The organism is Geminicoccus harenae (assembly GCF_019800005.1).
Classification (GTDB): domain Bacteria; phylum Pseudomonadota; class Alphaproteobacteria; order Geminicoccales; family Geminicoccaceae; genus Geminicoccus; species Geminicoccus harenae.
Map to the genome: position 1 here is coordinate 1 of NZ_JABGCL010000037.1, position 16010 is coordinate 16010.

Below are 16010 nucleotides of genomic sequence, written 5' to 3' on the forward strand. Positions count from 1 at the left end.
ATCTTGGTGTTGCCGGCGGCACGCACGCCACCCTTGATGGTCCGGATCACGCTGATGAGCTTGTCCATCTCCTTGATCGGGTCCCAGTGCTCGATGTCGATCACCACGTACTGCTTGTCCTCCTTGAGCAGGGCGGGGACGACCTTGTTCTGCAGATGCGCGGTGTTGGGCACGTCCTTCGACGCGCCACCGAACAGTTCGACGTCATAGAGGATCTTCATGTACTCGCTCAGCCCGCAATTGGCGAACGAGGAGGGCATGCCGGTATAGCGGAAGCCGCGGTAGAACTTGAAATAGGGCTTCTTGGCGACCGGCGGGGGTGCGGTCACCGCGTCCTCGGGGAACTTGGCCGCCACCGCCTTGGCATAGGCATCGACGTAGGCATCGGTGACCTTGTTCTGGTCACGATACGTCACGTACTCGGCCTGCTTGGCGGCCGAGTACTTGCCCTCTTCCTTGAGCACGGTGAGGCGGTAGCGCCAGCCGGACTTCTCGATGGGCGTAGCACCCAGGATCGGGTCGATCGAGGGGTCGCTGGGCAGCGGGCTGGGGGTGGGCCCGGTCGCGAGCGGCGTGCCGAACTGGGCCGAAACCGCGGCGGCATAGGTGACCACCCACTCGTCGGTGAGCTTGTACTTGTCCAGGTAGGACAGGTACTGCTCGGCCTTGAAGGTGTTGGTCTGCCCGGCGGCGCGCATGACCACCAGGTTGTAGCGCCAGCCGGTATTGGCGATGGGGGCACTGCCCAGATCGACCGCGGCCTGAGCCGGGGCAGGGGCAGCAGAGAACAGGGCGCAAGCCAGCACAGCCGCGGCAAGCATTGCCGCGCCTCGAACGCGAACCATGGACACCTCAATGGATTTGATGAGGAAGGCCGACGGCACCGCGAGAGGAAGTTGACCCGCGCGCAGAGACAGCGCCCCATCTGCGATCTGCAGGTGGTGCGCCGTCGAACTGTGTCTTGGGGCAGTAAGGTGCCGAGCTACCCGATAGATGGGCGTCGCTGGGCGAGTGTCTAGATGGTGATCATCCAGATTTCCAGAAATTTCTTTGTAATCTTAATAGGATAGCAGAATTATACATATCAAAACCGAGAGGATACTACTATAACATCTTCTTCATCTATGTATGCACGCAGCTCGCCGTCAAGATGACGTGCCCGGATGCCAGATGCCGGCGCCCGTGCTCCAGCTGATCGCCCAACTCGTCGATCGGGACGACCGCAGTTCCGGCGGCTGTGGCCCGGCAGGCGGAACCTGCGGCGCAGTGCTGGCTTCTAGTTGTCGATGAAGGTCCGCCTCGCCCGTGGGCGACCTGGTGCTGCCCAACGGAGGCTCCGATGCCGAACCGCCCCTGCCGGAGCATGGCCAGCCTCTTCGCCATCGGGTCCCTGCTCGCGATCGCAGACCCGGCCGGTGCCCAGCAGCCTCCCTCGGCACCGCCGGCAGTAGGCGTCGTCCAGGCGGAGCCGCGCCCGGTCACCACCAGCCATGGCTTCATCGGCCGGGTCGAAGCGATCAACCGGGTCGATCTGGTGGCGCGGGTCGATGCGTTCCTCGTGGAGCAGCTCTTCGAGGAAGGTGCGGACGTGCAGGAGGGCGACCCGCTCTACCGGCTGGAACGTGGCCCCTATGAGGCAATACTCGCCGCGCAGGAGGCGGCGGTAGCCCAGGCGGAGGCCGAGCAGGCCAATGCCCGGTCCGAGCTGAGCCGGGCGCGCGAACTGCTGTCGAGCACCGCCGGTACCCAGGCACGGGTGGATCAGGCCCTGGCGGCGGAACGCACCGCGACCGCCAAGGTGCTGGCAGCGCAGGCGCAGGTGCGCCAGGCCCAGATCAACCTCGGCTACACCGAGATCAACGCGCCCATCTCCGGGCGGATCGGCCGCAGCCAGATCACGCCCGGCAATGTCGTGGGCCCGGGGAGCGGCGTGCTGGCGACGATCGTCAGCCAGGACCCGATGCATGTCGCCTTCCCGGTGCCGATGCGCACGGCCCTGGACCTGCGCACCCGCTATGCCGACCAGGGCGGGTTCGAGGCGGTGGTGATCCGGCTGCGGCTCCCGGACGGGCGCATCTACGGGCCGGCGGGCCGGCTGGACTTCGTCGACATCGAGGTCGCCCGTGGCACCGACACGATCACGCTGCGCGGCACCATCCCCAACCCGATTCTGGCACCCGGCGAGGGTGGCGGGGCCGGCCTGCGGGAGCTGACCGAGGGTGAGTTCGTCACGGTCATGCTGGAGGCCGCCCAGCCGGTCGAGCAACTCACCGTTCCCCGCGAGGCGGTGCTGTCCGACCAGCGGGGCGACTTCGTCTACGTGATCGCGGCGGAGAACCGGGCCGAGCGCCGCCCGGTCCGGCTCGGCCAGTCCACGGGCGGCTCGGTCGTGATCCAGGAGGGGCTGGAGGCCGGCGAGCGGGTGGTGCTGGAAGGCATCCAGCGGGTCCAGCCAGGCATGCAGGTCGTCCCGGGGCCGGCCGAGTTCGACGCCCGGGCGATGGGCGGGACCACCGCGAGCGGGACGTGATGCGATGATGTCCTCGATCTTCATTCATCGCCCGCGCCTGGCGATCGTGATCTCGGTCGTGATCACGCTGGCCGGCCTGCTCGCCATGCTGCGCATCCCGGTGGCCCAGCTGCCGGACATCGTGCCGCCCCAGGTCTCGGTGTCCGCGGTCTATCCCGGCGCATCCGCGGACGTGGTCGAATCGACGGTGGGCCAGCCGCTGGAATCCAGCGTCATCGGCACCGACCAGATGATCTACATGAGGAGCACCAGCGGCAATGACGGCAGCTACAACCTGACCGTCAGCTTCGCGCTCGGCTCCGATCCCGACATCAACACGGTCAACGTCAACAACCGGGTGCAGACCGCGCTGTCCCAGCTTCCCCAGGAGGTGCAGCGCCAGGGCCTGACCGTGCAGAAGCGCTCGTCCTCGATCCTCCAGTTCGTCATGATGACCAGCGAGGATCCCACCCACGACCTCCTGTTCCTCACCAATCTCGGCACGATCAGCGTGATCGACGAGCTCTCGCGCACCACGGGCGTGGGCCAGGCCGTCCTGTTCGGCCAGCTCAACTATTCGATGCGGATCTGGTTCGACACCCAGCGCCTGGTCAGCCTGAACCTCGCACCCTCCGACGTGGTCCGGGCGATCCAGGCGCAGAACGTGCAGGCCCCGGTCGGCCGGATCGGCGCCGAGCCCGTCCCGGATGACCAGCGGCTGCAGATGAACGTGCAGACGCAGGGCAGGCTGTCCAGCCCGGAGGAGTTCGGCCAGATCGTGCTGCGCGCCAACCCGGACGGCTCGGTGCTGCGGGTGCAGGACGTGGCTCGCGTCGAGCTCGGCGCGCAGAACCAGGACACCTTCACCCGCCTGAACGGCCAGAACGCCGTCGGCATGGGCATCTTTCTCGCTCCTGGCGCCAACGCGGTGAGCGTCGCGGAGGCGGTCCGGGAAACCCTGGCCACGGTCGGCACGCGGCTACCCGAGGGGGTACGGATCGACGCAGTCTACGATTCGACCGTCTTCGTGAACGAGACGATCTCCACGGTCATCCACACGCTGATCGAGGCCTTCATCATCGTCGGCATCGTGGTGTTCGTGTTCCTGGGCTCATGGCGCGCCGCGATCATCCCCCTCATCGCCGTGCCAGTCAGCCTGATCGGCGCCTTCGCCGTGCTGCTGCTGATGGGCTATTCGGCCAATACCGTGTCGCTGCTGGCGATGGTGCTGGCGATCGGCATCGTGGTCGACGATGCGATCGTGGTGGTGGAGAATGTCGAGCGCGTGATGGACGAGGAGCCGGAGCTCTCTCCGGCCGAGGCCACCCAGAAGGCGATGGTGCAGATCACCGCACCGGTCATCGCCATCACCATGGTGCTCTTGTCAGTGTTCGTCCCGATCGCCTTCATCCCAGGCATCTCGGGCGAACTGTTCCGCCAGTTCGCGGTGACAATCAGTGCGGCGATGGTGTTCTCCGCGTTCAACGCGCTGACCCTCTCGCCGGCCTTGTGCGCCGTCCTGATGCGCCATGGCGGGCCCAAGCGCGGGATCATGGCCTGGATCTCCCGCCGGATCGACAATGTGCGCGACGGCTATGCCGCGGTGGTGGCCAGGACCCTGCGCCTGTCCGCCCTGGCGCTCGTGCTGGTGGGCGTGTTCGCCGCCGGAACCTATGGCCTGTCCTTGCGCACGCCGACCGGCTTCCTGCCGGAGGAGGACCAGGGCGCCTTCTTCATTCATGTCCAGCTCCCGGCCGGCGCCTCAGTGGCGCGCACCTCGGAGGCGGTGGCACGGGTCGAGCAGATCCTGGGCGACCTGCCCCAGGTCCGGGACGTGGTTTCGGTGGTCGGCTACTCGCTGCTGGACAGCGTGTCGGCCAGCAACGCCGCCTTCATGATCGCCCAGCTCCGGCCGTTCGAGGAGCGGACCGGACCGGGCGATTCGGTGCAGGCGCTGATCGCCCGGGTGGCCGAGAATGCCCAGGGGATCCGCAGTGCCGACATCCTGCCCTTCAACCTGCCCCCGGTCGTGGGCCTCTCCACCACGGGCGGGTTCGAGTACCAGCTCGAGAGCCTGCAGGGTGCGGATCCCGAAGCGATGGGCAGCGTGATGCGCGGCCTGGTCGGTGCCGCCAATGCCGATCCGCGGCTGGCGGGGGTGTTCTCCACCTATACCTCGGCCAATCCGTCGATCTTCCTCGACATCGACCGGATCAAGGCGCAGGCGCTGGGGCTCGACGTCAGCGACGTCTTCACCACGCTGCAGGCGACGCTCGGCAGCTATTACGTCAACGACTTCAACCTGTTCGGCCGCACCTGGCAGGTGAACCTTCAGGGCGAGGCCGCCGACCGGCGCGACATCGACGCGCTTTGGAAGATCGAGATCCGCAACCGCCAGGGCGAGATGGTGCCGCTGCGCGCGATTGCCGAGGTGAGCACGGTCACCGGGCCGCAGGTCGTCACCCGCTACAACAACTACCGCTCGGTCACCATCAATGGCGGCTCGGCCGAAGGGGTTTCCTCGGGCGAGGGATTGGCGGCGATGGCCGAGGTATCGGCCGCCACCCTGCCGCCGGGCTACGCCTTCGAATGGACCGGGACTGCGTACCAGGAGCAGCAGGCCAGCGGCCAGACCGGGATCATCCTGGGGCTGGCGGTGCTGTTCGCCTATCTGTTCCTGGTGGCGCTCTACGAGAGCTGGGTCATCCCGATCCCGGTGCTTCTGTCGGTGATCGCCGGCGTGCTGGGCGCCTTTGCCGGCGTGCTGTTCACCGGGCTCACCCTCGACCTCTACGGGCAGATCGGGCTGGTCGTGCTGATCGCCCTGGCCGCGAAGAACGGCATCCTGATCGTGGAGTTCGCCAAGGAGCAGCGCGAGGCCGGCCGCTCGATCCGGGACGCCGCGGCGATGGCCGCGAGGCTCAGGTTCCGCGCGGTGATCATGACCTCGCTGGCCTTCATCCTGGGCCTGGTGCCGCTGGTCTGGGCATCGGGCGCTTCCGAGGTGTCGCGGCATCATGTCAGCACGCCGGTATTCGCCGGGATGATCGCCGCCAGCTCGATCGGCCTCTTCCTGATCCCGATGCTCTACGTGGTCTTCCAGCACATGCGGGAATGGACGCACCGCCGCTTCGGCAGCACCAGTGCCGCCCGGCCACGCGGGGAGCAGCCGGGGCCGGCGGAATGAGCGGGCCGATCTGCTGGACCTCGTAGGGCTCTTGCGCGGCTGTTCCCGCTCCTGCCAGCCCGTCGGGCCTGCCGGCCAGCCGCCGATGAGGGCAGCACGGGCGAGTGCGGGAGCAGCCAGCAGGATGACCGGGCCAACCGCAAGATGGCTGAGCCGTCCCGTGAATCCGGCGGCCGACCATGTTCTTGGTCCGGAACATGCCGAGATCACGCTCGTCGAATACGGCAGCTACGATAGCCCCCAGTGCAGGAGGGTCACCGACAGCATCACTGTCCGTGACCAGCTGGGCCATCGCCTGCGCTATGTCTTCCGGCATCGGCCCACGCCTCGCAGTGACCTTGCCCGCCGCGCCGCCGAACTGGCTGAGCGCGCCGGAGAGGTGGGGCGGTTCTGGCACGCTCACATGATCCTGATGAAGCGCTCGGAGACGCTGGTCGAGGATGATCTGCGCGTGGTCCACGACGAACTGGATCTGGGGCGCCAGGAGCCTGCCGAAGTCGACCAGGCAGCCAGGCGGGCGCGCGAGCGCGTGGCCGACGAGTGCCCACGCGAGCGACGTGAGGATCACGTCGACCTTCTTCATCAACGCGCACCGCTATAGCTATCTGGTGATCCCGCTGTTCGCGCTGGCCAATTCCGGCGTCGTCGTGACGCTGGAGGTGTTCAAGGGCCATGCCCCGCTGATGATGGCGATCATTATGGGCTTGGTGATCGGCAAGCCGGTCGGGTTCCTGCTGGCCACTTCCCTCGCCGTCCGGTTCGGGATCGCCGTCAAGCCAGATGCCTGTTCCTGGCGGCACCTGGCCGGTGCCGGGGCTCTGGCCGGTATCGGCTTCACCATGTCGCTGTTCATTGCCGGCGAGGCGCTTCCGGTCGCGGCGGACTTCGCGGCTGCCAAGATCGCCGTGTTCATCGCCTCCATCCTGGCCGCGGTCATCGGGATGGCCGTGCTGTGGAACGCTGGCTCGCCGGAAGTAAAGGAGGAGGCCGACCCCGCAGCAGGCGCGCCGGACATCAGACATGCCGAACCCGCGGCATCGGGGTGAGCGTGATCCCGGCGGATCCCTCGCAGGGTGGCTCTTACAACAAAGGTGAGAGGAGCCGTGCTGCCGAATCGCGAAAGCGCAGCAGGATATTGCGCTGCTCATATTCGGCCACACTGAACTCGCGGCAGCACTCGAGGTCCCGCACGAAGCTGTCTTCCAGCTCGCGCGCGAGCCGCTCGCTGTAGAGCACCGCGTTCAACTCGTAATTGATGCTGAAGCTGCGGATGTCGATGTTGGCCGAGCCGATCGAGCAGACCGTGGAATCGACGCTGATCGTCTTGGCGTGCAGGTAGCCGGTCTCGTAGAGGAACACGCGCACGCCGGCGTTGACCGCATCCACGATATAGGTGTTGCCCGCCCAGTCGGGCAGCGGGTTGCCCGATGGCCTGGCACTCAGCATCACCCGGACGTCCACCCCGGCCAGGGCCGCTGCCTTCAAGACCTCGGCCAGGCTGGCATCCAGGATGAAGTAGGGCGACTGCAGGAAGACGTGGCGCTCGGCCGAGCCGATCATCGCGAAGTAGAGCTGCCGGATCGCCGCCCAGCGGGAATCCGGCCCGGACGTCAGGATCTGCAATGGCTCCTCGCCATCTTCCGGCTCGCTCACGGGCTTCGGGAAATGGGCCTCGCCGAACAGGTCCTCCCGGACCGCATTGTACCAGTCCACCATGAACACCGCCTGCAGCACCGCCACGGCCTCGCCGGTAAAGCGCAGCTGGGTGTCACGCCAGGAATCGAACCCCTTGCCGCCATCCAGATGCTCCTGGCTCATATTCATCCCGCCGGTATAGCCGATCCGGCCGTCGATCACGGTGATCTTGCGGTGGTTGCGATAGCTGATCGTGTGCAGCCGGTAGAGCGGCGAGGTCGGCGCCACCACGACACCCGCCGCCCGCAGCTCGCGGAGATAGGCGCGGGTCAGATGGGCATGCGATCCCACCGCGTCGTAGAGCAGGCGCACCTGGACGCCGGCCCGCGCCCGCGCCACCAGGATCTCCTTGAGCTGCTCGGTGAAGCCATCGGCGGCCCAGATGAAGTACTGGAGATGGATCGAGTACCTGGCTGCTGCCAGGTCCTCCATCAGGCTCGGATAGAAGCGCTCGGCATTCTGCTGAATCTCCACCCGGTTGCGGATGGTCAGGGCGGAGCGGGAGTTGCGGCGCACCAGCCGCATCAGCTTGCGGTGCCGGCCATCCCTGCCGCCGAGCCGGTCGATCGCTTCATCCTGGCGGGCCATCATCGGCGCCAGGATCGGCCGGGCGGTCGCTTCGAGGTCCTGCTTGAGCAGCCGGCTCTGCTTGCTGAAGGCTTTGCGGTGCCGGCCGAAGAAGACATAGGCGAGCACGCCGATGCCCGGGACGAACAGGAACGCCAGCATCCAGGCCAGCGTCGTCTGCGGCCGGCGGTTCTCCGAGATCAGGAAGATGCCCGTGACGAGCGCATAGAGGGTAATGAGCGTGGTGACGGCGACGGCGAGATCGCTCATGCGTGCGGGCCTCCGTTTCGCGGCGGCAACGGGTGGCCGCACGTTCCCGCCACGTGCAACCGCCCTTTGGCACCGGCTCTTGTACAGGCTGAGGCAGAACGAGCCGGAGCAAGCAAGACGATGGACAGGACGGGATGGTCGAGCCGGCGCGGCATCATGGGTGATCGCGATCCCACCGCAGGGCATGCCCATGGTCTTGCCCCTGTCGCCCTGGCTGCATGAGCATGAAGGCCGATCCCACCGCTCACAAGCCCGGCAGGTACCAAGTGGTTGCCGACGGCCACGCATCACCGCTTCTCGTGCTCTTCGTCGCCATCATGGTCTTCCTGGCCTGGACGCTCTCCAATGTCGTCCTGCTCGCTTTCGGCAGCGTGCTGGTGGCCGTGCTGCTGCGCCATCTGGCCCGGATCCTCAGCTATTGGCTGCCCCTGCCCATCGGGGTCTCGCTAACCCTGGTCGTCCTGGGCCTGGCGCTCCTGGCATCCCTGTTCGCCGTATCGGCAGGCGCGCGGGTGGCCGAACAGTTCGACCTCCTGTGGGAGAGCCTGCCGCGGGCCGTGGCGCGGGCGCGCGAGTATATCGCCAGCTACAGCTGGGGCCGCGACCTGCTCGAAGCGAGCGGCCCCCGCGTCGGCACCCTGGTCAACCTGGCGACGGGCCTGGCCGGCACCCTGGTCAGCGCGCTCACCGACGCGGTCATGGTGATCGTGGTGGCGCTGTTCCTGGCCGCCGACCCGGACCCCTACCGCCGCGGCCTGCTCCACCTGCTGCCGGTCGCCCGCCGGGCGCGCGGCGCGGAGGTCCTGGCCGCGCTGGACCAGGGCCTGTGGCACTGGATCATCGGCCAGTCGATCGCGATGCTGTGCATCGCCACCATCACGGCGGCGGGCCTGATGCTCCTCGGCCTCCCCCTGGCCCTGGCGCTCGGCATCCTAGCCGGGCTGCTCAACTTCATTCCCTATCTCGGCCCGATCCTGTCTGCAGCACCCGCGGTGCTCATCGCCTTCAGCCAGAGCCCTGCCCATGCGCTGAATACGCTGCTGCTGTTCGTCTTCATCCAGAACATCGAAGGCTACCTGCTCACACCCATGCTGCAGCGGCGCGCGGTTGCCATCCCGCCGGCGCTCGGCATCTTCGCCATCGTTGGCCTGGGTGCCTTGTTCGGCATCTACGGCGTGCTGTTCGCAACACCCTTGCTGCTGGTCGTCATGATCCTGGTCTGGATGCTCTACGTCGAGGACCGGCTGGGCGGTGCCGACCGGCCGGCCGACTCAGAGGCGGCACGATGATCGGCTTCGTCAGGACCTTCCCGGGACGCTTCGGGAACAGGACGCCTGATCGACGTTCAAATAGCCACACGCCGGCCGGTGCCAGTCCTGTACCTAGCCCTCCGGACGCGCCGCGACTGCGTCGGCCAGCACATGATGCCGGAATCCGCGGCCAGGTTCGGGTCGGTCCACCAAGGCCGTCATCGACCTGGAAGCCTTCGCCAAGTCCATTGGCTGGACTGCCGATCGCAGTTTCGCTCGAACCTGGCCAATGAATGCGAAGGGGTGAGGCCGCCCAGGGTTCAGGCCAGGGTTCAGGGCTGCGTCCCCGTCGGCGCCAGCCAGACGCCGGCCGCGGCGAGCATGGCCTCCACTCCAACCCGCAGGGTAGGGTCGAGGACCGGCGCGAACTCAGGCGAATGGTTGGACGGGATCGGGCGGCCGGCCTGCTCGGCTTCCGCAACCATTTGCGGGTCGGTGCCGCCCACGGCCCAGTACACGGAAGGCACGTTCCAGGCGCGGGCGAACACGGTGAAGTCCTCGCTTGCCGAGGCGGGGATGATCTCCTGCACCTGGTCACCGCCGAAGCGGCTCTTGAACGCGTCCACCACCCGCAGCGTCGCCTCTTCGTCGTTGTAGGTCGGGGGGAAGCGAGTCCCCATCGTGAAGGCCGGCGGCTTCGGGGCGTCCGAGGCGGCAGCCTCGGCGTTGATGATGCGCTTGATCGAGGTCAGCACCGTTTCCCGCACCTCCTCGTCGAAGGTCCGGATGTTGAGCCGGAGCAGCGCCTCCTCGGGAATGATGTTCCCGATATTGCCGGACTGCAGCGCGCCCACCGTCACCACGGCGCTGTCCGTGATGGAAAGCTCGCGCGACACCACGGTTTGCAGGCGCATGACGGAGGCTGCCGCCATCACCACCGGGTCGATGGTCGATTCCGGCGACGAGCCATGCCCGCCGCGCCCGAACAGCTTCACCTCCATGCTGTCGGACATGGACAGCAGCAGCCCGGTACGGGTGCCGATCCGGCCGGCCGGCATGGGCATCACGTGCTGGCCCAACACGATGTCGGGCTTGGGGAAGCGCTCGACCATCCCGTCCCGGATCATGGCGCGCGCCCCCTCCCCGGTCTCCTCCGCCGGCTGGAACAAGGCCATGACGGTGCCCTGCCACTTGTCCCGGTGCTCCGCCAGGACCTGGGTCGCCCCCATCAGCCAGGCGACGTGCATGTCGTGCCCGCAGGAATGGGCGACCGGGGTCTGCTGGCCGGACGGGTCGGTGACGACCTTCTCGCTGGCATAGGGAAGTCCGGTGTTCTCCTTCATCGCCAGCGCGTCCATGTCGGCGCGCAGCAATACCGTAGGCCCCTCGCCGTTGCGCAACAGCCCGACCACGCCCGTGACCCCGACCCCCTCGGTGACCTCGTAGCCATGCTGGCGCAGCCAGTCGGCGGCGATCCCGGCGGTCCGGTGCTCCTGCATCCCGAGCTCGGGGTTGGCGTGGATGTCCTTGTAGGCGCTCTCGATCTGGGCGAGCAGTTCGTCCGACGGTCCCGGCAAGCTGCCCTGCCCTGCCGGGGCCTGCTCCTGTGCCAGCACGGGCGGCGCCCAGCAGAGCGCCGGGAGGGCCACCCCTGCCCCGAGCGAGAGCGACAACGCCAGGACGGGAAGAGTCGCGTGGACGGCCATGGCGGAACCTCTGCTGGCATTGGCTTGGAATGCGACAGCAGAACGCAGAAGCTGAAAAGGGGTTCCGGCCTCGCGGGAGAACATGGGCGCCGCCAGCAGCGCGAGGGGGCCCTTGCGGGGCAGCAGGAGCAAGCTGATGCAACACCATGGTCCTGGGGGCGCAGCGCCATATCTCACGGGGGACGCCTCGGCATCAGCTCACGGAGAGCTCCCCCATGCACGCACCGCGCCTGCAGGAAAGCCCGGTGGATGAGACCGGCCGACGCACCGGCAAGGTGAGCCGGCGTGTCCTCCTGGCGAGTTCGGCCGCCACCGGAGCGGCGTCGGTGATGGGTGCCGGCCAGGCAGCCGCACAGGAGGACGACCAGGCCCCTGTCCCTCCCCGCACGCAGGACGCGGCCGGAACGGGGCGTGGCCTGCTCTACCCACAGCGAAACGAGCTGCGCGACCTGATCGACCTGTCGGGGCTCTGGCAGTTCCAGCTCGATCCGGAGCGGCAAGGCGAGGGACAGGGCTGGTCCAGTGCGTTGCCGGCAGCTCGCCCGATCGTGGTGCCGTGCAGCTGGAACGACCTGTTCGACGACGCCAAGAACTATCTGGGCTTGGCCTGGTACCTGAACGAGCTGTGGGTGCCGCAGGGCTGGCAGGGCAAGCGCGTGTTCCTGCGCGTCGGCTCCGCCAACTATGCGGCGAAGGTGTGGGTCAACGGGACGCTGGTAGCCGAGCATCTGGGCGGGCATCTGCCGTTCGTGGCGGAGATCAGCCCGGAGCTGGCCTGGGACCGGCCGAACGTCGTCGCAATCGCGGTGGAGAACGAGCAGCTGCCGGAGCGGGTGCCGCCCGGGCCCGGGCCTGCAGGCGGTGGGGTGGCAGGGGTGCTGGGCGGCTTCCCGGCCACGACCTACGACTTCTTTCCCTATGCGGGCCTGCACCGGCAGGTCTGGCTCTATGCGGTTCCGGCGGATGCCCATATCGACGACATCACGGTGACGACCACCATCGAGGGTGAGGATGGGGTCGCCCGCGTGGCGGTCAGGGCTTCCGGAGGCTATGCCGGCAGGGGCCAAGTCCGGCTGGACGACGTCGCGGGGGATCTCGCGTTTCGCGACGGCGTTGCCGAGGCTACCTTGCGCATTCCCGGGGCACGGCTCTGGAGCCCGCAGGACCCGCATCTCTACCCGCTCCGGGTGACGCTCGGCGAGGGACAGCGCGTGGCCGATGCCTACACGCTCGACATCGGCATCCGCACGGTCGCGGTGGAAGGCGACCGGCTGCTGCTCAATGGCGAGCCGATCAAGCTCACCGGGTTCGGCAAGCACGAGGACTTCCCGCTCAGCGGGCGCGGGCTGAACCTGCCCATGTGGATCCGGGACTACGAGCTGCTGCGCTGGGTCGGCGCCAACTCCTATCGCGCCTCCCACTACCCTTACGCCGAAGAGGCAATGCAGCTGGCCGACCGGCTGGGCGTGCTGGTGATCAACGAGATCCCGGCCGTCGGCCTGAACTTCGAGGATCCGCCCGAGCTGACCGCGCAGCGGCTGGAACAGTGCCGGCAGCAGTTGCAGGAACTGATCACGCGCGACAAGAACCATCCCAGCACGATCATGTGGAACGTGGCGAACGAGCCCTTGGGCGGGCCGCCACTGGGCGCGGCCCCGCCCGTGCCCGAGGCCGTAGCGAGCGGCATGGACTTCTTCCGCCAGCTCTACGACGAGGTGCGCCGGCTCGACCCGACCCGGCCGGTCACGCTCGTAGGCGTACAGGGCGGGGTGCGCGACTGGCACGGCATCTTCGACGTGGTCTGCGTCAACGGCTATTATGGCTGGTACACCCAGGCCGGGCAGCTCGAGCTGGGTCGGCAAGCGCTGGCGCAGGAGCTGGACGAACTGCACCAGACGTTCGGCAAGCCCGTCATGGTCACCGAGTTCGGCGCCGACACCCTGCCTGGCGCCCACAACCAGCCGCCTGAGATGTGGACGGAGGAGTACCAGACTGAGTTCCTGCGCGGCTTCCTCGACGTCGCGGCTGAGCGGCCGTTCATGGCCGGCATGCATGTCTGGAACTTCGCCGACTTCAAGACCGGCCAGGGGACCATGCGTGCGGCGGCTATGAACTTCAAAGGCGTGTTCACCCGCGAGCGTGAGCCCAAGATGGCAGCACATTTCCTGCGCGAGCGCTGGGCGACATGATCCGGACGCGGTGGTCCTCGACCCGGACCGGCGAGGCCGCCGCTTGGCCTTGACGTCGATCCGCCACATCGCGCTCCGCTGGGCGGCCTGCCTCTGCGCGGCGTTGCTGGTCGCCAGCTGCAGTCCGTTGCCGACGCTCGACCAGCGCACCACGTCCACCGACCTGGAGGACACCGAGACGACCTGGCTCGGCCGCGCGATCACGCCGCTGGTCGCAGCCCATCCGGGCAAGGCCGGGATCCATCCGCTGGCCGGTGGCCACGATGCGTTCGCCGCGCGCATGCTGCTGGCAAGGCGCGCCGAGCGTTCGCTCGACGTCCAGTACTATATCTGGCGCGATGACCTGACCGGCACGATGCTGTTCGAGGCGCTGCACGCGGCGGCCGACCGGGGCGTGCGCGTGCGGCTCCTGCTCGACGACAACGGCACGTCCGGCATCGACGCCATGCTCGCCCTGTTGGATTCCCATCCGGGCATCGAGGTCCGGCTGTTCAATCCGTTCACCTTCCGCCCGTTCCGGCTGCTCAACTACCTCACCGACTTCGCGCGGCTGAACCGGCGCATGCACAACAAGTCGTTCACCGCCGACAACCAAGCCACGATCATCGGCGGCCGCAATGTCGGCGACGAGTATTTCGATGCGGCCGAGGGGGTGCTGTTCGCCGATCTCGACGTGCTGGCGGTGGGCCCGATCGTCGCCGACGTATCCCGGGACTTCGACCGCTACTGGGCGAGCGCCTCGTCCTATCCGGTCGACCGGCTGCTGCCGCCGGCCGGCCCAGGCCAGATCACGGAGCTGGCTTCTGCGGCCGCGTTCATTGAGCGCGATCCTGCGGCCGCGGCCTATGTCGAAGCCCTGCGCAACTCCTCGCTGATCGGAAGCCTGGAGGAAGGCCGGCTGCCGCTGCATTGGGCCAGGACCCGCATGGTCAGCGACGATCCCGCCAAGGGCCTGGGCCAGGCCCCGCCTGAGGCGCACATGTTCCAGCAGTTGCAGGAGATCATCGGGAATCCGGAAGAAACCATGGATCTGGTCTCCCCCTACTTCGTCCCCGCCGAAGCGGGCACGGCGGCGTTCGCGCGGATGGCCGCGCGCGGCGTGACGATCAGGGTCCTGACCAACAGCTTCGAGGCCACCGACGTGGCGGTCGTGCATGCCGGCTACGCCAAGCGCCGCCAGGCCCTGCTGCAGGCCGGCATCACGCTCTACGAGATGCGGCGCCTGTCGCCCCAGCCCGGCCCCGCGGAGAAGGGCAGCGGCCCGCTCGGCAGTTCCGGAAGCTCCGCATCCAGCCTGCACGCGAAGACGTTCTCGGTGGACGGGTCGCGCGTCTATATCGGCTCGTTCAACTTCGACCCGCGCTCGGCCAACCTGAATACCGAGATGGGCTTCGTGATCGAGAGCCCGATGCTGGCCCGGCAGATCGCGGGCGCGTTCGACGACAGCATCCCGCGGCGCTCCTATCGGGTGCAACGCGCCGAGACCGGGGAGTTGTACTGGACCGAGACCCGCGCCGGCGAGACCATCCGCCACGACACCGAGCCCGGCACCAGCTTCTGGCAGCGCATGGCGCTCCGGTTCCTGTCGATGCTGCCGATCGATTGGCTGCTGTGAACCGGCGGGCGCGACGAAACCGGAAGGCGGGCATGCCACACTGCTGGACCGCGGGCAGCCGCGCCACCAGTCCGGCCGCGATCACAGTTGCACTCGGCAGATCTCAAATACCTAGAACGTGTCTCCCACACATATCCAGATGATCTCGGTCTCTTCTACGCCCGGATTCCGCCAAGCGTGAGGGACATCGCTACGGAAGTAAATACTGTCCCCCGCTTCCAGAAGATGAACACGCTGTTCTTCAAGTGTTATTTCGAACCGGCCACGGAGCACGACTAGGAATTCTTCTCCTTCATGGCGATAGCTGCCGCGGCTGTGCACGCCTGGCTCGATCTTCCAGCGCTGGCAGTCCATGATGTCCTTGCCGGAGCCCAGGCGTTCGATGCGCAGGCCCAGGCCCAGGCGCGGAAGGACGACCCCGGCCCCCCGCACGACGGTCTCGCGCTCGGGCTTGACCGGCTCCAGCCCCATGATCTCGTTCAGGGTGATGCCATAGAACTTCGAGATCCGCTGCAGCAGCGGAATGTCGAGGCCGAGCGAGGTCCGTTCGAGCGAGGCCAGCAGCGAGGGGGCGATGTCGAGTGCCTCCGCCACCTCGGCGATCTTCAGGTTCCGCGCACAACGCAGCTCGCGCAGCATCGGTCCTATGCCGGAATCCTGGCCATTCTTCGTCCGGTCTTCGCCGTTCGTGTGCGCGCCCTTCAGTGCCGCCTTGATCTCGGCGATCTTCATTCCCTGGACAGTGCGCATGCGCTGGATGCTGCGCGCGACTTCCACGTCCGCTTCCGAATAAACGCGGGTTCCGGCGGGCGTATAGGTGGGTGCCAGCATGCCTCGCGTTTCCCAGACGCGGAGCGTCGAGACAGATACGCCGGCAAGGCGGGCTACGTCAGATATCTTCATTGTTGTTCACATGACCGGGCCTTGGTTCCTGTGCGATCTCCTAGCAGGTGGTGATGCCGGGGCAACTTGGACGGCAGACCTCCGGCAACCTGCAAGAATATCTGTGGATTTATAGATTA

At 67.4% G+C, this 16010-nt stretch carries 11 protein-coding genes; 7 read left to right on the top strand and 4 right to left on the bottom strand.

The window, feature by feature from the left end:
- Positions 1 to 821 (bottom strand): hypothetical protein (locus tag HLA95_RS23235; RefSeq protein WP_222184675.1); only part of this gene is annotated, 821 nt, incomplete at its 3' end.
- Positions 822 to 1339: 518 nt separating this feature from the next.
- On the opposite strand from HLA95_RS23235, the gene HLA95_RS23240 reads away from it, so the two are divergent.
- The 4 genes from HLA95_RS23240 to HLA95_RS23255 all read left to right on the top strand — a co-directional run bounded on the left by HLA95_RS23240 (position 1340) and on the right by HLA95_RS23255 (position 6742).
- Positions 1340 to 2530, top strand: coding sequence for an efflux RND transporter periplasmic adaptor subunit (locus HLA95_RS23240; protein WP_222184677.1), 1191 nt, complete (start codon positions 1340 to 1342; stop codon positions 2528 to 2530).
- A gap of 4 nt (positions 2531 to 2534) precedes the next feature.
- The gene (locus tag HLA95_RS23245) at positions 2535 to 5696 is read left to right on the top strand and encodes an efflux RND transporter permease subunit (protein ID WP_191059540.1); all 3162 of its coding nucleotides are present in this window, start codon (positions 2535 to 2537) and stop codon (positions 5694 to 5696) included.
- Between the two features lie 124 nt (positions 5697 to 5820).
- The gene (locus tag HLA95_RS23250) at positions 5821 to 6297 is read left to right on the top strand and encodes a DsbA family protein (protein WP_222184680.1); all 477 of its coding nucleotides are present in this window, start codon (positions 5821 to 5823) and stop codon (positions 6295 to 6297) included.
- On the top strand, positions 6254 to 6742 hold the full coding sequence (locus HLA95_RS23255; protein WP_222184682.1) for a Na+/H+ antiporter NhaA: 489 nt from the start codon (positions 6254 to 6256) through the stop codon (positions 6740 to 6742). Before HLA95_RS23250 ends, HLA95_RS23255 begins: the two co-directional genes overlap by 44 nt.
- Before the next feature lie 34 nt (positions 6743 to 6776).
- Here HLA95_RS23255 and cls read toward each other — a convergent pair whose 3' ends face one another.
- Positions 6777 to 8228, bottom strand: a complete 1452-nt coding sequence (cls, locus tag HLA95_RS23260; protein ID WP_191059541.1) for a cardiolipin synthase — start codon at positions 8226 to 8228, stop codon at positions 6777 to 6779.
- Between the two features lie 299 nt (positions 8229 to 8527).
- On the opposite strand from cls, the gene HLA95_RS23265 reads away from it, so the two are divergent.
- A complete protein-coding gene (locus tag HLA95_RS23265; protein ID WP_222184684.1) occupies positions 8528 to 9517 on the top strand; it encodes an AI-2E family transporter in 990 nt (329 codons plus the stop codon).
- A 293-nt stretch (positions 9518 to 9810) separates the two neighbouring features.
- Here HLA95_RS23265 and HLA95_RS23270 read toward each other — a convergent pair whose 3' ends face one another.
- Positions 9811 to 11184, bottom strand: a complete 1374-nt coding sequence (locus HLA95_RS23270) for an amidohydrolase (RefSeq protein WP_191057899.1) — start codon at positions 11182 to 11184, stop codon at positions 9811 to 9813.
- A gap of 215 nt (positions 11185 to 11399) precedes the next feature.
- Between HLA95_RS23270 and uidA the strand changes: the two genes are divergently transcribed.
- Together uidA and HLA95_RS23280 are read left to right on the top strand one after the other, a co-directional pair.
- Positions 11400 to 13373, top strand: a complete 1974-nt coding sequence (gene uidA / locus HLA95_RS23275; protein WP_191057900.1) for a beta-glucuronidase — start codon at positions 11400 to 11402, stop codon at positions 13371 to 13373.
- A 49-nt stretch (positions 13374 to 13422) separates the two neighbouring features.
- Complete coding sequence (locus HLA95_RS23280) at positions 13423 to 14988, top strand: phospholipase D family protein (RefSeq protein ID WP_322100163.1); 1566 nt, start codon at positions 13423 to 13425, stop codon at positions 14986 to 14988.
- 111 nt (positions 14989 to 15099) lie between these two features.
- Here HLA95_RS23280 and HLA95_RS23285 read toward each other — a convergent pair whose 3' ends face one another.
- Complete coding sequence (locus HLA95_RS23285) at positions 15100 to 15891, bottom strand: MerR family transcriptional regulator (RefSeq protein ID WP_191057901.1); 792 nt, start codon at positions 15889 to 15891, stop codon at positions 15100 to 15102.
- Positions 15892 to 16010: the final 119 nt, after the last annotated feature.

Coding starts and splice junctions, on each gene's coding strand:
- HLA95_RS23245 (WP_191059540.1), top strand. CDS start 2,535: ATGATGTCCTCGATCTTCATTCATCGCCCGCGCCTGGCGATCGTGATC.
- HLA95_RS23250 (WP_222184680.1), top strand. CDS start 5,821: ATGACCGGGCCAACCGCAAGATGGCTGAGCCGTCCCGTGAATCCGGCG.
- HLA95_RS23240 (WP_222184677.1), top strand. CDS start 1,340: ATGCCGAACCGCCCCTGCCGGAGCATGGCCAGCCTCTTCGCCATCGGG.
- HLA95_RS23285 (WP_191057901.1), bottom strand. CDS start 15,891: ATGAAGATATCTGACGTAGCCCGCCTTGCCGGCGTATCTGTCTCGACG.
- HLA95_RS23270 (WP_191057899.1), bottom strand. CDS start 11,184: ATGGCCGTCCACGCGACTCTTCCCGTCCTGGCGTTGTCGCTCTCGCTC.
- cls (WP_191059541.1), bottom strand. CDS start 8,228: ATGAGCGATCTCGCCGTCGCCGTCACCACGCTCATTACCCTCTATGCG.
- uidA (WP_191057900.1), top strand. CDS start 11,400: ATGCACGCACCGCGCCTGCAGGAAAGCCCGGTGGATGAGACCGGCCGA.